The sequence below is a fragment of the Kitasatospora sp. NPDC001309 genome (assembly GCF_042896295.1).
In the GTDB taxonomy this organism is placed as follows: domain Bacteria; phylum Actinomycetota; class Actinomycetes; order Streptomycetales; family Streptomycetaceae; genus Kitasatospora.
In genome coordinates, this window is the sequence record NZ_JBIAXC010000008.1 from 180,686 (window position 1) to 203,343 (window position 22,658).

Genomic DNA, 22,658 nt, shown 5'->3' on the forward strand with positions numbered 1-22,658 from the left:
GGCGTCACGCGGTGGGCTGCCGCCGGTCGACCACCGCCCGGAGCTTGCCGCTGGTGGGCGTCCGTTCGAAGGCGGCGGAGGGGGCGGTCTCGACCGTGACGTCGAGCAGGGCCTCCGCGACGGCCGAGCCCAACTCCGGGACGGCGGCCAGGAACGCGGCGCGGGCGGTGGCCGCGGGCGGGGCGTAGCGCTCGTCGAGGCGGACGGTGGCGTGCTCGCGCTCCGCGCCGGTGTCCAGGACCAGCTGGAGTTCGCCCTGGTAGCCGAACTCCTCCTGCGCCACCGCGCCGAGGCGCCGGACGTTGAGGAAGTACGTGCCGACCCGGACGACGTCCCCGTAGCGGCCGAGGAGTTCGATGCGGGGGGTGTGGCTGCCGCAGGGGCAGACGCCCTCGACGGCGCGGCCGAGGTCGCCGATCTGGTACCGCTCCAGGCGCTGCCCGGCCCGGGTGCGGCTGGTGAAGACCAGGCGGCCCGGCTGCCCGGCGGGCGCCGGGGCGTCGGCCTCCGGGGCCAGGATCTCCAGGGTGTGCAGGTCGGTCAGGACGTGGTGGACCGAACCCTCCGAGTGGGTGCACTGGTAGCCGAGCGGCCCCAGGTCGGTACTGCCGTACGCCGCCGAGCGGATCACCTCGACGCCGAACTCCTCGGTGAGCACCCGGCGTTGCTCCGCCGTGAAGTGCTCGCCGCCGTAGAACACCTTGCGGATCCCGCCGTACGCGCGCAGCGCGGTGGCCTGGTCGTGGAACAGCTGCCAGAGGTACGAGGGCATGCCGAACACGGTGTCCGCCCGGTGCGTCACCAGGGCCTCGGCGGTGGCGGCGTGGTCGGGGCCGGCGGCGATCGGGAGCTGGGTGGCGTTGAGGCGCTCCAGGATCGAGAAGAAGCTGATGAAGCTCCCGTACATGCCGCCGCAGTAGAACAGGTTGGCGGCGCGGTCCCGGGCCGGGTCGAACCCGGCGGCGAGCAGGCCGTCGGCGGAGGCCCGCATCTGGGTGTCGTAGTCGGCGTTGGTGAACACCGACAGGGCCGGGGCCCCGGTGCTGCCGCCGCTGCGGAAGTGGAGGTGGGCGTGCTCGGGAGCGAGGGCGCCCAACTGCTCCTGCACCCCGGCCTTGTCCAGCAGCGGGCCGCTCGGTGCGGCGGGGACGAAGGCGGGGGCCGCCAGGTCGTCCAGGCAGGCGGTGGTGGCGAAGGCCTCGTCGGCCCGGACGCTGACCCGGCGGCTGTAGCGCTGGAGCGCGTACACGCCGTCGTGGGGCTCGCCGTGGTAGCCGTCGAGCATCCCGCCGACCGGGGTGACCCGCAGCACGCCGGCGGCGAGCACCGCCTGCGACAGCCGGGCGACGTCGGCCCGGCTGCCGCCGATCGCGGCGGTCTGCAGGTAGCGGCGCATCGGGCGCAGCACCGTCATGGCGGAGCCGCGGGGCAGCGGCTTGACCCAGACGCTGCGGTGGAGCGGCGAGGCGGCCAGGGCGGGGCGGGTGTCGGCGAGGACGCGCCAGGACCCGTCCTCGGCGGCCAGGACCCGGGTCAGGCCGAGGTGTTCCTCCAGGCGGGCGATGAGTTCGGTGGTGGTGACCTCGGCGTGCTCGGCCGGTTCGAGTGCGGGCCGGGGGAGGCGGGCGGAGGCCTCGGCGAGGTGGGCGGCGAAGCGCTCGGCGAAGGCGAAGACCTCGGTGGCATCCGTGGCTTCGGCGGTGCTCTCGGTGCCCTCGGTGCTCTCGGTGCCCTCGGTGCTCTCGGTGCTCTCGGTGCTCTCGGTGCTCTCGGTGCTCTCGGTGCTCTCGGTGCTCTCGGTGCTCTCGGTGCTCTCGGTGCTCTCGGTGCCCTCGGTGCCCTCGGTGCCCTCGGTGTCGAGGTAGATCACCTGGGGGCTGGAGCAGGCCTGCTGTTCGAAGCGGCAGACGTCGGCGGCCAGCGCGTCCAGGGTCCGCGGGTCCGACCAGGCGTCACGGGTCAGGTAGGCGAAGGAGATCCGGTGGCCCCACTCGACCAGGCGGCAGCCGGCCGGGACCAGTTCGGCGACCGAGCGGACGGCGTCCTCGCCGCCCCACACCGCCACCGCGTCGGCGGGCTCGCACAGCAGGCGCAGCCACTCGGTGCGGGAGGAGGGGAAGCGCAGTGCGACGATCCGGCGGGCCAGCGCGCCGGTCGGGTCGGCGGCGGCCAGCTCGGCGAGCAGGAGCTGGGGGAGCAGCGTGTCGTTGCTGCTGGTCTTGAGCACGTTGAGGTTGCCGGTGAGCAGGCCCTCGATCACGCTCAGCGGGGCCACGGCGGCGGCGTTGCCGGGGGCGATGTGGACCAGGAGCCCGACCGGCGCCCATGCCTCGAAGGTGGTCTCCCGGGCGTCGGGCCGGGTGAGCCGCTCGGGGCGCAGTCCGCCGAGTTCGCGCCGGAGCTTGAGTTCCAGGGCCGGGCGGGCGATCGCGCCGGTGATCTCGGCGAGCGTCGCGGCCGCTTCGTCCGGGTCGACACCGTCGCCGCCGGTGACGAGTTCGGCGAGGAGGCGGGTGCGGACCGGGCTGCCCGGCGTGGCGAGGGCGTCGGCGAGGCGTTGGCAGGCGCTCAGCACCAGTTCGGTGGGCAGGGGTTCGGCGAGGACGCGGGCGGCGAGCGCCGGGAGCTCGGCGAGCCGGCGGGCGGCCTCGGCGTCGTCGATGAACGAGCCCTGCCAGAAGTGGGGCCCGGTGCCGACGAGTTCACCCATCGCGGGCGCAACGGTCGCGGGCTCGGTGGCCACGGGCTCGGTGGTCATGGGTTCGGTGGTCACGACATCCCCTTCAGGAGTTCGGCGGCGGCCGCCGCGCAGTTGCGGTTCCGGCTGACCCCGGCGCGGCCGTGGATGGTGAACCACGGGGTGGGCAGCGGGCAGGGGCACTCCTGCCCGGGGTGCAGCGAGGCGAGGTCGCCCATGACGACGCTCTGCGCCGGCACCGAGGTGATGTACGGGGAGACGAGGTGGAGGAACCCGCGTTCGCCGTACGGCAGCGGCTCCAGGGTGCGGGTGTCGCGCACCGCCGCCCGCGACCAGACCGGGACGTGCAGGCGGTGGTGCCCGCACTCGATGTACGGCACGCAGTGCTCGACCGAGCCGAAGGTGTCGCGGATGCGGTCCGAGGGGATGCCCAGCTGCTCCGTCACTCCGGCGTAGAACTGCTCCTTGCCGATCTGCCGGTCGGTGTGCCCCTTCCAGCCGCCGCCGAGCAGGACCAGGGAACCGGCCGGGAGTCGCAGCGGCGGGAGGCCGAGGGCGCGCATGCGCTCCAGGGTGAAGTGGAGGAAGGACGGGAAGCCCAGGATCCGTACCGGCAGGCCCTCCTCGGCGTAGCGCTGCAGGGCCTCGATGCAGCCGTGGACGTCGAACTCGTGGCCGCTGCCGGTGTGCCGCAGCGCGTGGGTGGTGTGGTTCGCCGGGGCGAAGTCGCAGAGGTAGTTGTCGGTGAACGAGGTGCCGAGTTTCAGCTGCGGGGCCGGCTCGTAGCTGTACAGCAGGTAGTTGACGGGCTGGTCGGGCGTGATCCAGCCGTAGTGGTCGAAGATGCGGGCCACCATGCGCTGCGCGGAGCGGATCGTCCAGCTGTCGAAGAACATCTGCGACTTCTGGCCGGTGGTGCCGGAGGAGGTGAGGTGGAGGAACACGTCCTCGCGGGGGATGGAGAGCACCTCGTGGCGCTTGAAGAAGTTGGCGTGCACCAGGGGTGTGCGGATCCCCTCGCCGACGGTCGGCGCCGGGCTCTCCACCGGGCCGTCCAGCAGGGACCGGAGGAACGGCGAGCGCTGTGCGTGCCAGGCGTGGGACTCGGCCATCGCGGCGGCGAACAGGGCGTCGGTCTCCGGCCCGGCCGCGTACGGGGCGGCGAGGTCGCAGAGCTGCTGGACGTGCGGGAGCGCGGCCGGGTCGGGGACGGTGACCGGCGCGAGATGGGTGTTCACGGGTCGGTCGGCCGGGTGGTCGGCCGGGCTGTCAGTCAGGTGGTCAGTCATCGTGAGACCTCGGGAATGGGTAGGTAGGTCGACGTCCAGGCGGTCAGGTAGGCCAGCAGGTACGGCTGGAGCGGACTGCTGACGGCCGCGGCCCGGAAGTCGATCTGACGGCTGGTGCGGGACAGCACCACGTAGTCGTGGAACCGGTCGCCGATCCGGCGCATCGCCGGGTAGACGGCGCTCGGGATGAACCCGGCGGCCAGGAACGCGTCGAGCCCGGCGGTGTCGGCCAGCGGCAGCAGCGTCTCGACGTAGTCGGCGCCGGCCCGGGTGACGGCCGCCATCAGCGGTTCCAGCGCCCCGGTGAGGGCCGCCGGGGACGGGTGCACCGCGATCAGCGAGCAGCTCGCCGCGACCCGGTCCAGGTCGGCGTAGGCCTCGAACGCGCCGTCCGGCGGGGTGAGTACGGCGTTCGGGACGTGCAGCGGGAAGAACCGCTCCCCCGGATCGGGGAAGAGTTCGAGGAAGCGGCGGCGGACGAAGGCGGGTGCGGTGACCAGCTCCATCGGCGCGGTGACCGGCGCGGTCCGTCCCAGGGCCGGGGCGGGGGCGTCCGTCGGGCGGGGGTGCCCGTAGTCGACGCCGGTGCTCTGCCGGGCCGCCTCCAGCAGCGGGACCAGGGCCCGGGGCACGGCGTCGACGCGCTCCCGGCGGGCCAGGACGCCGTCGGCGTGCCGGGCGAACAGGGCGAGGCTCTCGCACCCGGCCACCTCGACGGCGTTCGGCATCAGGCCGAGCGCCTGGAAGCCGTTGCGGGAGAGGACCTGCTGGGGGCCGGGGGTGACCACCCGGGCGGTCGCGTAGACCGAGTCCAGGGTGCCGGCCGCGAAGGCGTCCGCGCAGACGGCGGCGGTCAGCCGTCCGGCCAGCCCGGCGCCGCGCTGGTCCGGATGGACCGCCAGGCCCACCAGTTTGCCGATCCGGCCGCCGGGGTCGGTCTGCACCGCCACCGAACCGGCCAGCCGGCCGGCACCCTCGGGGCGGGCGGTCAGCCAGTGGGTGTGCGGGTCGTCGATCAGGCGGCGCATCTCGGCGGGGTCGCTGCCGAGCGCCACCGGGTAGCCGTGGCCGTAGACGTCGAAGTAGAGCTGCCGCAGCTGCGCGACGTCCTGCGGTACGGCCGGGGCGAGCGTCACGGTCATCGCACGGCCCCGTTCGGCTGCGCGGTGGCGGTGGCGGTGGCGGTGGTGTCGGTGCTCGTGGCCGGCGTCGTGGCCGGGGCCGGTTCGCGGCGGCCGGTCCACCACAGCGCGGCGGCGACCGGCAGCACGCCGACGGCCTGGACCAGGCACAGCGTCCGCGCCGGGAGGTGGTCGCCGAGCAGGCCGAACGCCAGCGAGGACACCGGGAAGGTCGCCCCGAGCAGCGCCTGCATGACGGCGAAGAAACCGGGGCGGTCCTCGGCCGGTACCAGGCGTTGGAACAGTGCCACGAACCGTACGCCGATCACGCCGACGCACCAGCCGGCGACGGCCATCGCCCCGACGGCCGGCGCCTGTCCCACGGCCAGGCCGGGCAGGCCGAGCGCGGCGGCCATCAGGCCCAGACAGCCGGCGCCGACCGCGGTCGGCGAGCCCGGGAGCCGGCCGCCCGTGAAGGAGCCCACCAGGGTGCCGGCGCCGAGGGCCGCCTCCAGCGCGGCGACGGTCGAGCCGTCGGCGTGCAGCACGGTCCGGGTGTACAGCGGCATCACCACGAACACCGCCGTGGTGAACACGTTCGCGGCGGCGAAGCAGAGCAGCACCCGGCGGATGAACGGGAGTCCGGCCAGGATGCGGCGCAGCGGACGCCGGGTGGCGGGCGACGGGACGTCCGCGGTTGCCGGGCCGTCCACGCCCGGGGCGGCGGGGGTGGCCGGGGTGCCCGGGGCTGCGGGGGTGCCCGGGAAGCGGGTCGCGCCGACCAGGGCGGCCGCCAGCAGGTAGGCCCCGGCGCACCCGGCGACGATGCCGGGCAGACCCGCGCCGTCGACCACCAGCGGGCCCAGGAGCCCGCCGGCGAGGCCGGCCAGCGACTGGGTGGCGAGTTCGAAGCCGGTCGCGGCCTCGATGTCGGCGTCCTGGACCAGCTCGGGGACGGAGGTGGTCAGGCAGGGGTCGAAGACCGCCTGGCAGCCAGCCAGCAGCAGCGCGGCACCGTACATGACCGCCATCGGCGGTGTCGCGGTGTACGTCCAGCAGGCCGTGCCGAGCGCGACCAGACCGGCGACGGCCGCGGCGGCGGCCAGCACCGTGCGGTGCGGGCGGCGGGCGATGAGCGCGGCCACCAGCGGGGCCAGCGCCACCGCGGGCAGGGTGCTGACGGCGAGGAAGGCGCCCGAGGCGAGGCCCCGGTCCGGGCCGGCGGCGTAGCCGATCAGCCACCACACCGCGCCGACCTGGAACATCCGTCCGGCGGCCTGGGTGAGGACCTGCGCGCCCCAGACGGCGGCGAAGCGCCGGTTGCGCAGCACGAGCGGCAGGTGGCGGGCGGCCGCCTCGGTCGTGTCGACCGCTTCGGCTGCTCCCGCAGCCCGGGCCCCCGTCACGAGTGCGGCCGTTCGTCGAGGACGCGGATCAGCTTGCCGGTGCGCGGGTTGACGGCGAGTTCGTGCGGACGCACCCACGCGACGGACAGCGGGTGGACGTGGCCGGCGGCGGCCGCCTCCGGGTACAGCGGCCGCGCCGTGTGGACGGCGGTCGTGACGTCGGCGGCCAGTTCGGGGAGCCCGGTGGGGTCCCCGTCGCAGGCCAGCCGCAGGACCAGCCCGTCGCGGCCCTCCCAGCGGCGCACCACCAGCTGGACGCCGATCACCCGGCCGGCCGGGTCGGCGGCCCGGACGAGGTCGAGCACGTCCTGGGTGTACAGCGACACCGGCCCCACCCGTACGCCCTCCTGGGCCCGGCCGAGGATGCGGAACCGGCCGGTGGCGACGTCGGTCCACTCCGCGCGGTCCCCGACGGGGTAGCGCAGGACGGGCATCAGCCGTCGCCGCAGGTCGGTCACCACGACCCGGCCCGGTACGCCCTCGGTGTCGATCGGCTCGCCGGTGTGGTCGTCGAGGATCTCCACCACCGTCTCCGGGGTGAACGCCCGGTGCACCCGGGTGTCCGGCCCCGGTACCGGGCGGCCGAGCAGCCCGGCATCGACGGCGGCGTAACCGATCGACGAGACACGGGCGTTGGGGAACACCTTGCCCAACAGCGGCTGCTGGTCCTGGTAGAGGCCCTCGCCGCCGAACAACAGCAGTTCCACGGAGGGGAGTTCTCGGCCGGAGGCCAGGAGGTGGTCGGCCAGGGAGCACAGCGTCGTCGGGGTGCCGGCGACCACCTCGACCTGGAACTGCTCCAGGGTCTGCGCGGTCGACTCCAGGGGCGCCGCCCCGCCGATCGGCAGTCGGACGTTGGAGACGGGCGAGCGGTGCAGCGAGTCGAGGATGAAGGTGTAACTGGCGTACAGGTCGCCCGCGTAGAAGAGGTCGGCGACCCGGTGCCCCGGGCGCAGCCCGGCGTCGACCAGTCCGGCACCGAAGGAGGTGGTGAACTCCCGCCACTCCTCCCGGCTGTAGAAGGAGAACTTCGGCGAGCCGGTGGTGCCACCGCTCTTGAAGACGACGGCCTCCTCCAGCGGCCCGGTCAGCAGCCGGTTGTCGCGGGGCGTGTTGGCCTGCCAGAACTCGGCCTGCGGGACGACCGGGAGGTCGGTCAACCGCGCGGTCGGGTCGGGCAGGCCGGCGTACAGCTCGGCGTAGAAGGGTGAGTTGCGGCGGGCGAAGCGTATGAGCTCCGCCAGGGGTTGAACGGGCATCAGTTCCTGCTTTTGGGCGTGCGAGGGCGGAGCGAGGTCGTGCGGGTGCACGAGCTCGCCCTACGGGTCGGAGGCGATCTTGGAGCCGGCGGTCGGTGGAATTCGATTCCGGTGCGACGCGGCGGGCCATGGGTTCGGGAAACGGACCGAGCGTGCGCACCGAGGTTCATTGGTGCGCGGATGGTTCGTCAGCTGATGCGACATCGGGGTCTGTGGGGTCACCCGCTCGCAGAATGCAAGGCTATCACCAGGATATGCCTTCGGAACCCTGGTTGAGTTGTCGTCGAATGGTATGGATACGACCCGAGCCTTCATTGCTGCCGTGTTACGGCGATATGACGCGCGGAGGGTGAGGTGGATCTCCCGGCGGCCGGACGGGGGCGGGGGGTCCGCGCCCCCGTCGGCCGGTATTCGCCATTCAGTTAGTTGAATTGACGACATTTCATGCTCGGACTGCCTGATGGCGGAGCGGATGTCGGAATTGCCGACGGCCTCAGGAGGTGCGGGCGGCCAGGCCCTCGGCGACGGGGGTGAACAGCAGCCCCCAGTTGCCCGGGAGGGCGGCGATCGCGGCGGTGAGGTAGCCGCGGGCGACCGTCCATTCGTCGGGGTGGTGCGACGGGCCGTGGGTGGCGACGGTCTCCAGGCAGTCGTCGACCGTGTCGGCGAAGTCGTCGTCGTCCGGCGCGGCGTGGCCGAGGCGCTCGCAGGCCCGCGCGAGTCCGGCGGGCAGGTCGGTGGCCGGGTCGAGGTCGGTGGCGGCGTCGAGGAGGTAGAGCAAGTGGCCGCCCGGCTCCGGGAGTTCGGTGCGCAGGGCACCGGTGCGGAACTCCCGCTCGGCGTCGTCGTCGACCAGGGCGGAGGCCTCGGCGGCGTCGGCCACCAGGGCCGCCCAGTAGGCCCGGTCGTGCGGGCCGTCGCTCTGGCGCAGGTGGGCGGCGGCGAACGCGGCCATCGCGTCCGGGTCGTCGACGAGGGGCGAGACGACCAGGTCGCTGCGGTGGTCGAAGGCGAAGTAGTGGCGGCGGCCGTCGAGCGTGAGCGACTCGATCCCGGCGACGTGGCCGACCCGCCCGGGCAGCGGTTCGTGCGGGGAGCCGTCCCGGGAGCCGTGCGGGGAGCCGTCCGGGGGCCTGTGGTGGGACGCGTGCGGGGAGGTCTGGGCGGCGCTGTTGTCCATGGCCGGACCGTAGCGGGGGCCGCCGACAACCCCGGGCGCCGTGCGCTCCCGGCCCACCTGGACGGGCCGGGCCCGGATCCGGCGAACTCGCCCCGGCGGCAGCCGCGTTCGGGCCCGGCCGGGAACGGCCGACCGGGCCCGGGCGTCCCCGTCTCAGAGCCGGACCAGCGCCTCGGGGGTGAGGTCGGCCAAGGTCGGGTAGCCGTCGACGGCCATGAGGAGGTCGGCCTCGGCGAGCAGGGAGCGCAGGACGTGGACGATGCCGTCGGTGCCCTCCAGCGCCAGCCCGTAGGCGTACGGGCGGCCGACGCCGACCGCCGTGGCGCCGAGGGCGAGTGCCTTGACGACGTCGGCGCCGGTGCGCACCCCGGAGTCGAACAGGACGGGCAGGCCGGCCGCGGCCTCGACCACGCCGGGCAGCGCGTCGAGCGCGGGCAGGCCGCCGTCGGCCTGGCGGCCGCCGTGGTTGGAGCAGTAGACGCCGTCGACCCCGCCGTCCCTGGCGCGGCGGACGTCCTCGGGGTGGCAGAGGCCCTTGAGGATGATCGGCAGGTCGGTGAGGGACCGCAGCCAGGGCAGGTCGTCCCAGGTCAGCGGGTTGCCGAAGAGGCCCACCCACTCCAGGACGGCCGCGCCCGGGTCCTCCTCCGGGGCCTTGGCGAGGCGGGCCCGGAAGACCGGGTCGGAGGTGTAGTTGGCGAGGCAGTGGCCGCGCAGCTGGGGGAAGTTGGAGGCGGCCAGGTCGCGCGGGCGCCAGCCGGTGATCCAGGTGTCCAGGGTGACGACGATGCCCTTGAACCCGGCGGCCTCGGCGCGGTGGACCAGGCTGGCGGCGAGGTCGCGGTCGGTGGGCGTGTAGAGCTGGAAGAAGCCGGGGGTGTCGCCGAACTCGGCCGCGACCTGCTCCAGCGGGTCGACGGTGAGGGTGGAGGCGACCATCGGCACGCCGGTCCGGGCGGCGGCCCGGGCGGTGGCGAGGTCCCCGTGGCCGTCCTGGGCGCACAGGCCGATCACCCCGACCGGGGCCATGAACAGCGGCGACGGCAGCCGCAGCCCGAACAGTTCCACCGACAGGTCCCGCTCCTTCGCGCCGACCATCATCCGCGGGTAGAGGCCCCAGCGCTCGAAGGCGGCGACGTTCGCCCGCTGGGTGGCCTCGTCCCCGGCCCCGCCCGCGACGTACGACAGCACCGACGGCGGCAGCGCGGCCTGCGCCCGCGCCTCCAGCTCCGCGAAGGCCATCGGCATCGTCGGCAGCACGCCGCCGAGCCCGTTGAGGTAGATCTCGTTCTGGTAGTCGCCGAAGTGCTGCGCCATGATTCTCGGGCCTTCCTCGTCGGTGTCGGTCCAACGGTCGCGAAGGTACCCCGGGCACGGCGCCCGTGGGGCGGGTGGTGGGGGTGGGGGCGGGCGGGGTGGCGGGGCCCGGTGGAGGGGCGTGACGGCCCCATTCCCTTGGGCATGTTCATGCTCTAGCTTGTTGGTGGTGGTCGATCTCGCTAGTGATCCTTGGGGAGGATGGAAACCATGCGTCCCATCGCGAACAAGCACCACGCAGAGGCCTGGAACGGTGAGGAAGGCGCCCATCGGGCGGAGAACGCGGACCGGTACAACGCGATCGTGGAGGCCTTCAACGAGGACCTGTTCCGGGGGGCCGCGATCGGCCCCGGGGACCGGGTGCTCGACGTGGGCTGCGGCACCGGGCAGGTCGCGCTGCTGGCCGCCCGGCAGGCGGCCGGGGGGCAGGTGCTCGGAGTGGACCTGTCGGTGGCGTCGCTGGCGCGGGCCCGCGCCGACGCCGCCGAACAGGGCGTCGGGAACGTCGAGTTCGCGGAGGGGGACGCGCAGGTCTACCCGTTCCCCGACGGCGGGTTCGACGTCGCGCTGAGCCGGGGCGGGTGCCTGTTCTTCTCGGACCCGGTGGCCGCGTTCGCCAACATCCGGTCCGGGCTGCGGGAGGGCGGCCGGCTGGTGTTCATGGTTCCGCAGGCGGGGTCGGCCGACAGCCCGATCGCGCGGGCCACGTCGGCGCTCGTTCCGCTGATGCGGATCCCGGCGCCCACCGCCCAGGGCATGGACTCGCTGCTGGAGCCGGACCGCATCCGCGAGGTGCTCGGCGGGGCCGGGTTCGACGGCGTGGAGATCGCGCCGGTCCGGGCGCTGATGAACTTCGGCCAGGACGCCGACGACGCGGCCGAGTTCATCCTCGGCCAGGGCGGTGTGCGGATCAACCTCAAGGACGCGGACGACGCGGTCGTCGAGCAGACGCGGCAGGGGCTCAAGGACGGGTTGCTGGGCCACGAGACGGCGGAGGGCGTACTGATCCCCGGGGACGTCTGGCTGGTCAGCGCCGTCCGCCCCTGAGGCCGGAGGCGACGGCGAGGCCCCCGGACCCGGTTGCGGGTCCGGGGGCCTCGGCCGGTACGGCTGCGGCTGCGGTTGCGGCTACCCGCGGGCCGACCGGGCCAGCAGGGCCTTCTCGTCGACCTTGCCGTTGAGGGTGAGCGGGAGTTCGGGCACGGGCACGTACACGGTCGGCACCATGTAGGCCGGGAGCGTGCGCGCGAGTGAGTCGCGCACGGTCTCCACGGGCACGGCCTCCTCGAGCACGAGGTGGGCGACCAGCCGCGGCGCGGGCGGGGCGGTGTCGAGCAGCACATGGCAGTCGAGGACCCCGGGCAGGCCGCGGAGCGCGGTCTCCACCTCGCCCAACTCGATCCGGTAGCCGTTGAGTTTGGTCTGCCGGTCCAGCCGGCCGAGGTAGACCAGGTCGCCGTCGGCGGTGCGCAGCACCTCGTCGCCGGAGCGGTACCAGCGGCGGCCGGGTTCCACGTCCTCCCGGAACCGGGCCGCCGTCATCGCGGGGTCGCCCAGGTAGCCGAGCGCCAGTCCGGCCCCGGAGACCAGCAGTTCACCGGGGGTGCCGTCGGGGACCGGCCGCAACCGCTCGTCGACGACGCGGACCTCCAGGTCCGGGAGCGGCCGGCCGATGGTGCCGGGGCCGCCGGCCTCGGCGTCGCGCGGCGACAGCCTGGCGCAGGTCACGTGCACGGTGGTCTCGGTGATGCCGTACATGTTGATCAGCTCGACCGCGTCCCCGGCCAGGGCGTACCACGGGCGCAGCGCGCCGGGGTCGAGCCGCTCCCCGCCGAGGACCACCCGGCGCAGCGCCAGCCGGTGCGTCTGCTCGGGGGTGAGGACGGTGCACAACTGCCGGAAGGCGGACGGGGTCTGGTTGAGGACGGTGACCGCCCGGTCGCCGAGGAACCGCGCGAAGTCGGCGGGCGTGCGCTTGGTCCCGGGCGGCACGATCTCCAGCCGGCCGCCGTGGAGCAGGGGGCCGAACAGCTCCCACACCGAGAAGTCGAAGGCGGGGGAGTGGAACAGGCACCAGACGTCGTCCGGGCGGAAGTCCAGGTGCCGCGCGCAGGAGCGGAACAGCCGCAGCACGTTGTGGTGACTGACGACCACGCCCTTGGGGACGCCGGTCGAGCCGGAGGTGAAGATGACGTAGGCGGGGGACTCCGGGTGCGGCTCCGCGGGGGCGAACGGCGGCTCCGCGGAGGGGAGCGGCGGAAGGCCGTCGGCGGCCGCCATCGCCTCGGAGATCCGGACCGGCCGGACGCCGGGCAGCGCGGGCAGTCCGGGGAGCACCTCGTCCTCCGCGAGGAGCGGCAGGGCGAGGAACTGTTCGAGGATCCGGCGCATCCGCTCCGGCGGGCTGTCGGGGTCGACGGGGACGTAGGCCTTGCCGGCCCGCAGGACGGCCAGCACGGCGGTGACCAGGTGGAGCCCCGGCCGGAGCGCCAGGCCGACGTACGGGCCGCGGGCCGTCCGCCGGAGGTGGGCGGCCAGGCTGCCGGACACGGCGTCGAGTTCGGCGTAGGTCAGCTCCCGGTGGCCGTCGCGGACGGCGACGCGGTCGGGGTGGTCGGCGGCGGCGCGTCGGAAGGCGGCGTGGAGGGACGTCGGCGCGGTGCCTGGCTCTTCGGGTGCAGCGGACAACGAGGACTCCTTCGGGAAGGCGGCCCGGTTCGTATTTCACCGGTATTTCGACGTCTTTGCTGGTCAGCGAGCCCGAGGTGATTGTAGTTCGGGCCGGTGGCCGTCGTCTCGGGTTTGACGCGACGGGAATCGCTTCCGGTGGCATCGGTGACACCGGGAACGGCGGTGGCCCGTGGGGTTCCTGACGGCTCCTGGGCGGGGGAGGGTTAGCCGGGTGTGCCGGGTGGTGGGGGATGTATCGGGATTGACTGACATGGTCATGAATGTTAATCTATTGAAGATCATGGAACTGGCGAGTCGTGAACCGCCCTTCTGGTCCGACCGTCGTACTTCATTTGCTATCGGATTTCCGGCACCTGTCGAATCCTGGGCGAAAGTGGGGTCATGGGGTCATGAAGGTGTGGATCAACGGCGAGCTGTTCGATCCGGAAGAAGCTTCGATATCGGTGTACGACCACGGCCTGATCGTGGGCGACGGCGTCTTCGAGACGGTCAGAGGCGGTCACGGCCGACCCTTCGTCCTGACCCCCCACCTGCAGCGCCTGGCGCGCTCCGCCGAGGGCCTCGGGCTCCCCGCCCCGGACCTGGACGCCGTCGAACGAGGTGTCCGGGACGTGCTCGCCGCGGCCCCCGCGTGGGCGGTCGGCTGGATCCGGATCACGCACACCAGCGGCGTCGGCCCGCTGGCCTCGAACCGCGGCGACCAAGGGCCCACCACCGTGGTGGCCGTCGCGGAGGGATGGTCGTTCCCGGCCCCCGCGGACGTGGCCGTGGTGCCGTGGCCCCGGTGCGAGAACGGTGCCCTCGTCGGCCTGAAGACCACGTCGTACGGCGAGAACGTCAAGGCCCTGGACCACGCGCGGCAACGGGGGGCCGGCGAGGCGGTCTTCGCCAACCTGGCCGGGAACCTCTGCGAAGGCACGGGGAGCAACGTCTTCGTGGTCGTGGACGGGAGGCTGACGACCCCGCCGCTCTCCTCCGGGTGCCTGGCCGGAATCACCAGGGAACTCGTCCTGGAATGGTCCGGTGGCGAGGAGGCCGACCTGCCGATCGAGCAGTTCGCGAATTGCGAGGAGGCATTCCTGACCTCCACCACGAGGGACGTCCAGCCGATTCGACTGGTGGACGGAAAAGCGCTCCCGGCGGCACCCGGACCGGTCACCTCCCGGGTGCGGGAAACCTTCGCCGAACGCAGCGCGAAGCTGCTGGAATCCTCCTAGAACCCCCTTCCTCCGACAAGGCGTTCCACCCCGGGAAACGGTGTTCCGTCCCCGCCGCCGACCCGGGTGACATTCGCGCGCAGAAATACCGCCAAGGCGTTCCGGCAGAACTCGCCGCGAACTCCGTCGGCGTGCCCGTTCCTTCGTCAGCGCCGGAGCTCGGCCGAGGAGAGAGAATGCGACTGCCTGGCCGTGGAACGAGTCATCCGTTCTTCGTGGATGCCGTCCTCGCACACGCCCGCCGGGATCCCGACCGGACCGCGGTGGAGTCCGACGGGGGCCGGCTGACCCGCCGGGAGCTGGCGGTCCGGAGCGGAGAGCTGGCCGCCGTCCTGCGCGGCGCGGGAGTCGTCCCGGGCGACCGGGTCGCCATGATCGTCGGCCGCGGGGTGGAGATCGCCGTGGCGCTCCTGGCGACGCTGCGGGTCGGTGCGGTGTACGTGCCGGTCGACGTCTCGTGGCCGGACAACCGGATCCGTACGATCCTGGCGGACGCCCGGGCCGCGGCCGTCGTCTGCGACGGGGACAACGGGCGGCGGGACTGCTTCCCCTCCGGGCAACTGCTGCTCGGCGTCGGCGACCACGAGGCCGACAGGGCGACGGACTTGACGGCGGCGGACGCCACGGCAACGGACTTCGCGCCGCCGGACCCGACGGTGGCGGACTTCACGCCGGACGGCTCCCACCCGGCGTACATGATCTACACCTCGGGGAGCACCGGCCGTCCGAAGGGCGTCGTGGTGCCGCACGGGGCGCTGGCCGCCCGCCTGGGGGCCTTCGAGCACGTCTTCCGGCTGAGCGGACGGGACCGCTTCCTCGCCCAGTCCTCGGTGGCGTTCGACGCGAGCATCCTCGACCTGTTCCTGCCGCTGGCCCTCGGCTGCCGGACCTTCATCGCCTCCGACGCCCAGCGCCGCGATCCCGACGAGGTGCGCGGCCTCCTGGAGTCCCGCTCGCTGAACGCCACCTTCGCCACCCCGACCCAGTGGCGCTCCCTCGTCCTGGTCGGCTGGCAGGGCGGCCCCGACATGCGGATGCTGTCCAGCGGCGAGGCGATGCCGCCCTCGCTCATGGAACAACTCGCCCGGCGCGGAACGGTGTTCAACGCGTACGGGCCGACCGAGGCGACGGTCGTGGTGTCGGTGGCGGACCTGCGCGCCGGGGACGCGGTGCACCTGGGCACGCCGCTCCCGGAGGTGGAGCTGAGCATCGAGGACGAGGACGGGACTCCCGTCACCGAACCCGGGCGGGCGGGCGAGCTCTTCATCGGCGGCCCGCACCTGGCCACCGGGTACTGGAACAACCCGGAGCTGACGGCGGAGAAGTTCGCCGGCGGCCGGTACCGGACCGGCGACCTCGCCTCCTGGAACGCCGACGGCTGCCTGCTGTACCACGGCCGGGTCGACGACCAGGTGAAGGTGCACGGCCACCGGATCGAGCTCGGGGAGATCGAGGAGGCCGCGCGCTCGCTCGGGCTCGTCGACGAGATCAAGGTCGTCGTGGACGACGGGGACCCGGTCCGGCTGGCGGCGTTTTACACCCCGGCGGGACGGACCCCGGCCGAGGTCCGGGCCGCGCTGGCCACCGAACTCCCGGCGTACATGGTGCCCGCGGTGTGGACCGAGGTGGCGGCGCTGCCGCAGGGGACGACCGGAAAGGTGGACCGGCAGGCCCTGTTGGCACTCCTCGACCGGCGCCCGACCGGTGGAACCGCAACCGTGAGCGCGCACCGACCCGCGGTCGGAACCGCGCAGGAACCCACCGGCGGAGCCGACGACGGGCCCGCCGCCGTCGAGGCGGCGCTGCTGGACATCTGGCGGGACGTCCTGGACGAACCCGGCCTGACCGCGGAGAGCGACTTCTTCGCCAGCGGCGGCAACTCGGTGCTCGCCGTCCGCACCGTGAGCCGGGCCCGGGAGGCCGGCATCTCCTACCGGATGTCGGCGCTGTTCGCGAACCCGACCGTCCGGGAGCTGGTGACGACCGGCCTGGCGGTGCCCGGGGCCGCCCCGGGGGAGGGCCGGTCACCGGCCGGGGCCCCGGAACGCTTCGCCCAGCTGCCGAACGCGGAACAGCTGCTGCGCGGCGGCGGGTTGGACGTCGCGCGGGTGCAGGACGCGTACCCGCTCAGCTCCGTCCAGGAGGGCATGCTGGTGCGGTCGCTCACCGCGCCGGAGAGCGGGGACTATCTGATCCGCATCCTGTGCGACCTGCGCGGGGAGCTGGACCAGGAGGCCTTCCGCCGGGCGTGGGAGGAGGAGGTCGCGAGCCAGGACCTGTTGCGGTCGGTGTTCGCGTGGCACGGTCCGTTCCCGTTCCAGGCCGTCCTCGCCGGGCCCGTCCTGCGCTGGGAGGCCCATGACTGGCGGGAGTTGGGGCGGCGGGCCGCCGAGGAGGCCTACCAGGAGCTGAGCGCGGCCCGCTTCGAGGAGGGGCTGGAGTTCGACGCGGCACCGCCCCTGCGGCTCGACCTGATCGATTTCGGCGCAGGGGCCGCCCGGCTCCTGCTCACCTTCCACCACCTGCTCCTCGACGGCCTGAGCATCCCGCTGCTGCTCCGGCGGGTCCTGCGCCGCTACGACGGGGACCCGGCCGTCGCGGGGGAGCCGGTCCTGCGGTTCGGCGACTACGTGTCCTGGACCCGCCGCCCCGCCGGAGAGCCGGCGCAGGCGTTCTGGCGGGACCACCTGGGCGGGAACGGCGGGGAACCGGCCGCGTCCCTGGTGGCCGACCGACCGGACGGTGGCGACGGCGGCCACGGCCACGGGGCCGACGGCGCGCACCTGTCGACCGCCCTGCACCTGGACCCGGACCGCTGGTCCGCCGTCGTCCGGCGCTGCCGCCGGGCCGGGATCACGCCGAGCAGCCTGGTGCAGGCCGTCTGGTGCCGGGTGGCGCAGGCCTACACCCAGGCCGACCGGGTCGTCTTCGGCCTGACCCAGGGCGGGCGCGGCCTCCAGCCGGCCGGGGCGCAGGAGGCGGTGGGCACCTTCGTGGTCACCGTGCCGGTCGCGGTCGTCCCGGGCGCCCACGACTCGCTGACCGCGGTCGCCCGCTCCGTGCAGGAGGCCAACGCCCGGACGGCGGAGCTGGACCACGTTCCGCTCAAGGACCTCCAGCGGATGGCGGGGGCGGGCCCGGACCGCCCGCTCTTCGACTGCCTGCTCTCCTTCGACCGGGAATGGACCCCGCTCACCGTCGGGCGGCTGTCGGTGGTCGCAAGCGAAACGCTGGAGACGACCGAGTACCCGGTCACCGTCAACGTGCTGGAGGGCCGGGACGGCGGCTGCGAGGTGCTCTTCGCCTTCGCGCGCGGCGCCGTCAGCGCCTTCCGGGCGGAGGGGGTGAGCGGACTCTTCGAGCGCCTGATCGGGCTGTGGGCGGACGGCGCCTCCGACCTCCTCCCGGAGCTGCCCGGCGCACCGGCCCGCGACGCGGAACAGCCCCCCGGGAACGCGCGGTTGTACGTGCTGGACCGGACGTTGGCCCCGGTGCCGCACGGCGCACCGGGGGAGCTGTGCCTGGCCGGGATCGTGCCGGCGGGCCAGGAACCGGTGGGCCAGGCGCCGGCCGGGCGGGAACCGGCGGGCCGGCTCGTGCAGGCCCCGTGGGCCGAGGGGCAGTGGCTGATGCGCACCGGGCAACGGGCCCGGCTGCGCCCCGACGGGACGGTCGAGCACCTCGGCGCGCTCGACGCCACGGTGCCTTCCGAGCAGGAACCCGAGGCAACCGCTGCCGCTACCGCTACCGCTGCCGCTACCGATCCCGCGCCCGACACCCCGCCCGACGCCCGCCCCCGGACCGAGGCCGAGCACGCGATGGCCCAGGTCTGGCGCGAGGTCCTCCGGGCGGACGCCGTCGGACGCGACGACAGCTTCTTCGCCCTCGGCGGCGACTCGATCCTCAGCCTCCGGGTGCTGGCGCTGGCCCGCGAGGCCGGCTGGACGGTGGAGCTGCGCGACCTGCTCCGCACGCCCAGACTGCGCGACTTCGCGGCCACCGCCGGCCGGACCGCCACCGTCGACGGTTCCGCTTCCCCCACCGAGTCCGGCCGCCGCCCCGGCTCCGAGCTGCTGACGGAGGCCGACCGGCGCGCCCTCCCGGCGGGGATCGAGAGCGCGTTCCCGCTGACCACCCTGCAGTCCGGCATGGTCTACCACACCCAGCTCGACCGGACCGGCGCGATGTACTGGGACGCCTTCGTCTACGAGATCGAGGGCCGCTTCGCCACGGAGGCGTTCCGTGCCGCGCTCGCCGGGCTGGTCGAGCGCCACCCCCTCCTCCGGGCCCGCTTCGAGCTGGCCGCCTTCCGGGAGCCGCTGCAACTGGTCGAGCGGGCCGTCGAGCCCGCGCTGACGGTGGCGGACTGGCGGGCGGTGCCGGACGCCGTGCGGCGCCGGCGCCTGACGGACTGGCGGGACGACCTCTCGGCGCCCTTCGACGCCCAGCGGGCACCGCTGTTCACCGTGGACGTCATGCTCCTGGACGAGGACCGGTTCGCCGTCGGGCTGCGGCTGTACCACGCGATCGCCGACGGCTGGAGCCTGGCGTCGATGGTCACCGAGCTGCTGCTCGACTACCAGCGGCGGCTCACCGGGGAGGGCGAGCCGATCGCGGCTCCCCGGGCCGACTACGCCGAGTTCGTCGCGCTGGAACGCGCCGCGGTGGCCGACCCGGACCAGCGGGCGTTCTGGTCCTCCTACCTGGGCGACGCCGAGACCGTACGGCTGCCGACCCGCCGCCCGCTGCGGGACGCCGACCGCCTCGGCACCCGCGAGCTGCGCAGGTACGCGCTCCCCCGGGAGCTGGTGGGCGCGCTGGACGCGCTCGCCGCGGAGCTGGACGTACCGGTCCGGCAGCTCTTCCTGGCGGCCCACTTCCGGGTGCTGTCGATGATCTGCGGGCAGACGGACGTGGTCTCGGGGGTCGTCATGAACGGCCGTCCGGAGACCCTGGACGCGGACCGGGTGGTCGGCCTGTTCCTCAACGCCGTCCCGCTGCGGCTCGACCTGCGCGGCGGCCGGTGGCGGGACCTGGTGCGCGCGGTCGCGGACACCGAACTCGCCGTCGTGCCGCACCGCCGGTACCCCGTCTCGGAGATCAAGCGGCACTGCGTCTCGGGCGGCCTGTTCGACGTCGCGTTCAACTACGTGGACTTCCACGTCTACACCCGGGCCGCCGAGCAGCTGCGGGCGGTGCGGATTCGCGGGATGGAGCACCGCGACGTGATGAACTTCGCGCTCTGCGCCACCTTCTACCGCGGCTGGCCGTACGACAGCGAACTCACCCTCGCCCACGACCCGGACTGCTTCACCGCCGAGCAGATCGACGACTTCGGCCGCTACTACCTGGCGGCGCTGACGGCCATGGCCCGGTCCGGCGACGCCCCGTACCAGGCGCCCCTGCTGGACGCCGCCGAACGGGACGGCCTCGCCCTGGCCGGCCCGCCGCCGGCCGACCGCGCCGCGCTCCTCGACCGGGTGTGGGAGCACGCGGCCCGCACCCCGGACGCCCCGGCGGTCACGGACGCCACGCGCACCCTCGGCTACCGCGAGCTGGCCGAGCTGACCGCGGCCGTCGCGGCCGCCCTGCGGGAGGCGGGCGCGGGCCCCGGCGACGTGGTCGGGGTGAAGGTGCGCCGGGACGCCCGGCTGCCCGCGGCCCTGCTGGGCGTCATGGCGGCCGGAGCCGCCTACCTCCCGCTCGACGGCCGGGCCCCGGCCGACCGCGAACGCTTCCTGCTCGACGACGGCGGGGCCGCCCTGGTGCTCTGCGACGCGGACACCCGCGACACCCTGCCCGCGGGCACCCGCACGCTGGACCTGGACGGGATCACGCCCGCGCGCACCCCCTGGCCCGGCGCCGCCCCGACACCCGACCCGGAGTCGGCCGCCTACCTGATCCACACCTCCGGCTCCACCGGGCGGCCCAAGGGCGTCCTGGTCCGGCACCGCAACCTGGACAACCTGCTGGCGGGGATGGCCGGGAGCCCCGGCCTCGGGGCCGCCGACCGGCTGCTCGCCACCACTGCCATCGGCTTCGACATCGCGGCCCTGGAGCTGTTCCTGCCGCTGCGCCAGGGCGCCCGGGTGGTGGTCGCCCCGGACGCCGTCACGCGGGACCCGCTGGCCCTGGCCGGCCGGCTGGAGGCGCACGACATCACGGTCATGCAGGCGACCCCGTCCCAGTGGGCGCAACTGCTGGACGCGGGCTGGCGCGGGAAGGCCGACCTCAGGGCGCTGTGCGGCGGCGAGCCGCTGCCGGGCCCGCTGGTGGCCCCGCTGCGGGCCGCCTGCCGCGAACTGTGGAACATGTACGGCCCCACGGAGACGACCGTCTGGTCCTCCTGCGCCCGGGTCGAGCCGGGCGAGCCGGTCCGGCTCGGCACGCCCACCGCCGACACCCGGATGTACGTGCTGGACGCCCACCTGGCCCCCGTACCGCGCGGCGTGGCCGGGGAGTTGTGCATCGCCGGCGGCGGCGTGGCGGCCGGCTACCGCGACCGGCCCGGACTGACCGCCGAGCGCTTCGTCCGCGACCCGGCCGACGGCGGCCCGATGTACCGGACCGGCGACCTCGCCCGGATCGACGAGCACGGCCGGGTCGAGTACCTCGGACGCCTCGACCACCAGGTCAAGATCCGCGGGCACCGGATCGAACTCGGCGAGGTCGAGAACCTCCTCGAACGGCACCCGGACGTCGGCAAGGGGATCGCCGCGCTGCACCGCCACCCCGAGCGCGGCGGGGAACTCGTCGGCTACGTCACGCTCGCCGCCGGCGCGCTCGCCCGGCGCTCCGCCGCACTGCACCGCGCCCAGGTGGCCCACTGGGAGGACGTCTGGTCCTCGGTCTACTCCGGCGCCGACGATGCCGACGACGGTGCCGAGGCTGCCGAAGCCGCCCCCGGACTGCTCAACCTGGCCGGGTGGAACAGCAGTTACACCGGCGGGCCGATGCCGGACGGCGAGATGCTGGAGTGGATCGACACCACGGTCGAGCGGATCCGGTCGCTGGGCGCCCGGCGGATCCTGGAGATCGGCTGCGGCACCGGCCTCCTGCTGGGCCGCCTGGCCCCGCACTGCGACCGCTACGTGGGCACCGACGTGTCCGCCGCGGCCCTCGACCGGGTCCGCGAAGGCGTGCTGTCCGCCCCCGGACTCGCGGGCTGCGACGTGCGGTTGGTGCAGGCCCCGGCCGACGACCTGAGCCGGCTCGGCGACGAGCGCTTCGACCTGGTGGTGCTCAACTCGGTCGTCCAGTACTTCCCCAGCCGCGCCTACCTCGACCAGGTGCTCGCCGGGGCCGTCGCGGTGCTCGACGGGGCGGGCCGGGTGCTGGTCGGCGACGTACGGCACCTCGACCTGGCCGCCGCGATGTACGCCTCGGTCGCCGACCACCGCGGCACCCTGGCGGGTTCGACGGTCGACGAGGCGGTGGCGCACGGACGGTCGCAGGAGAAGGAACTCCTGCTCGCCCCGGGCTACTTCACCGGTCTTGCGGAGCTCGGCGTCACCCGGGCCGAGGTCCTGTTGCGCCGGGGAGCCGTCCACAACGAGCTGACCCGCTTCCGCTACGACGCGGTGCTGCACGTCGGCGCGACCGCCCCGACCGTCGAGGTCGACTGGATCGAAGGGGCCGACGGGACCGACCGGATCGGCCGGACCGACGGGGGTGCCGGGCCGCTCGAACTCGCCGCGCTGGAGCGCCGGTTCGGCACCGGCGCGGCGTTCGGCCTGCGCCGGGTCGCCAACGCGCGGCTGGCCCGGGAACGGCTCCTCCTCGGCGGCGAGGCCGACGGCGCCGGGGTGCCGGAGGCGGACGTCGAGGTGCTCAGCGCCCTCGCGGAGCGGTACGGCTACCGGGCCCACGCCAGTTGGGCCGCCGAACACCCGCTCGGCGCGTTCGACGTGGCCTTCGTCCCGCACACCCTGGCGGGCGTGCCCGACGTCCCGGTGGCGCCGCGCCGCGACCGCCCGACCAACACGCCGCTGCTGGCGGAGCTGGAGCGCGGCCTGGCCGCCGAACTCCGTGCGACCCTGGCCGCCGAGCTGCCCGAAGCCGCCGTGCCCACCCAGCTGGTGCTGCTGGAGGCGCTGCCGCTCACCCCCAACGGCAAGGTCGACCGCGGACGGCTGCCCGACCCCCGCTCGGCACCGGCCGGCGACGGGTACGTGGCGCCGCGCAACGACGCCGAACGGCGGCTGTGCGAGCTCTGGGCCGACCTGCTCGGGGTGGAACGCGTCGGCGTGCACGACGACTTCGTCCGGCTGGGCGGCCACTCCCTGCTGGCCACCCGGCTGATCACCCGGGTCAACCGGGCCTTCGCCCGGGACCTGCGGCTGCGCGACCTGTTCGCCACCGCCACCGTGGCCGGGCTCGCCGCGGAGATCGAACGCCGTGAACCGCCCGCCGATGACCGGGCGGCCGAACGCCCCCGGATCCAGCGCCGACGGCGTGCTGCCCGATGACCCCACCGAGCG

The 22,658-nt window shown here is 74.4% G+C and carries 11 protein-coding genes; 3 read left to right on the forward strand and 8 right to left on the reverse strand.

Going from position 1 to position 22,658, the window contains the following annotated elements; genetic code table 11:
• Window positions 1-4: 4 nt before the first annotated feature.
• From ACFY2K_RS11455 to ACFY2K_RS11485, 7 genes are all read right to left on the reverse strand, one after another.
• A complete protein-coding gene (locus ACFY2K_RS11455) occupies window positions 5-2,710 on the reverse strand; it encodes an acyl-CoA reductase (RefSeq protein ID WP_387710980.1) in 2,706 nt (901 codons plus the stop codon).
• 59 nt (window positions 2,711-2,769) lie between these two features.
• Window positions 2,770-3,936, reverse strand: coding sequence for an acyl-protein synthase (locus ACFY2K_RS11460; protein ID WP_387710982.1), 1,167 nt, complete (start codon window positions 3,934-3,936; stop codon window positions 2,770-2,772).
• A 47-nt stretch (window positions 3,937-3,983) separates the two neighbouring features.
• Entirely contained in the window at window positions 3,984-5,129 is a 1,146-nt protein-coding gene (locus ACFY2K_RS11465) for a GNAT family N-acetyltransferase (protein WP_387710931.1), read from the reverse strand.
• On the reverse strand, window positions 5,126-6,514 hold the full coding sequence (locus tag ACFY2K_RS11470; protein WP_387710933.1) for an MFS transporter: 1,389 nt from the start codon (window positions 6,512-6,514) through the stop codon (window positions 5,126-5,128). The genes ACFY2K_RS11465 and ACFY2K_RS11470 overlap by 4 nt, the downstream gene beginning before the upstream one ends.
• Window positions 6,511-7,773, reverse strand: a complete 1,263-nt coding sequence (locus tag ACFY2K_RS11475) for a phenylacetate--CoA ligase family protein (RefSeq protein WP_387710935.1) — start codon at window positions 7,771-7,773, stop codon at window positions 6,511-6,513. Before ACFY2K_RS11475 ends, ACFY2K_RS11470 begins: the two co-directional genes overlap by 4 nt.
• A 493-nt stretch (window positions 7,774-8,266) precedes the next feature.
• A complete protein-coding gene (locus ACFY2K_RS11480) occupies window positions 8,267-8,953 on the reverse strand; it encodes a hypothetical protein (protein WP_380639100.1) in 687 nt (228 codons plus the stop codon).
• A 153-nt stretch (window positions 8,954-9,106) separates the two neighbouring features.
• Complete coding sequence (locus ACFY2K_RS11485; RefSeq protein WP_380587249.1) at window positions 9,107-10,270, reverse strand: alpha-hydroxy-acid oxidizing protein; 1,164 nt, start codon at window positions 10,268-10,270, stop codon at window positions 9,107-9,109.
• Window positions 10,271-10,480: 210 nt separating this feature from the next.
• Here ACFY2K_RS11485 and ACFY2K_RS11490 point away from each other — a divergent pair, with 210 nt between their 5' ends.
• Window positions 10,481-11,317 carry a class I SAM-dependent methyltransferase gene (locus tag ACFY2K_RS11490; protein ID WP_375890326.1) on the forward strand — a complete coding sequence of 279 codons (837 nt, stop codon included), beginning with the start codon at window positions 10,481-10,483 and terminating at the stop codon, window positions 11,315-11,317.
• 81 nt (window positions 11,318-11,398) lie between these two features.
• Here ACFY2K_RS11490 and ACFY2K_RS11495 read toward each other — a convergent pair whose 3' ends face one another.
• Complete coding sequence (locus ACFY2K_RS11495) at window positions 11,399-12,958, reverse strand: amino acid adenylation domain-containing protein (RefSeq protein WP_380529502.1); 1,560 nt, start codon at window positions 12,956-12,958, stop codon at window positions 11,399-11,401.
• Between the two features lie 392 nt (window positions 12,959-13,350).
• Here ACFY2K_RS11495 and ACFY2K_RS11500 point away from each other — a divergent pair, with 392 nt between their 5' ends.
• Together ACFY2K_RS11500 and ACFY2K_RS11505 are read left to right on the forward strand one after the other, a co-directional pair.
• Window positions 13,351-14,178, forward strand: a complete 828-nt coding sequence (locus ACFY2K_RS11500) for an aminotransferase class IV (protein ID WP_387710938.1) — start codon at window positions 13,351-13,353, stop codon at window positions 14,176-14,178.
• A gap of 176 nt (window positions 14,179-14,354) precedes the next feature.
• Window positions 14,355-22,646: an amino acid adenylation domain-containing protein gene (locus tag ACFY2K_RS11505; protein WP_387710940.1), complete on the forward strand. Its 8,292-nt coding sequence runs from the start codon at window positions 14,355-14,357 to the stop codon at window positions 22,644-22,646.
• Window positions 22,647-22,658: the final 12 nt, after the last annotated feature.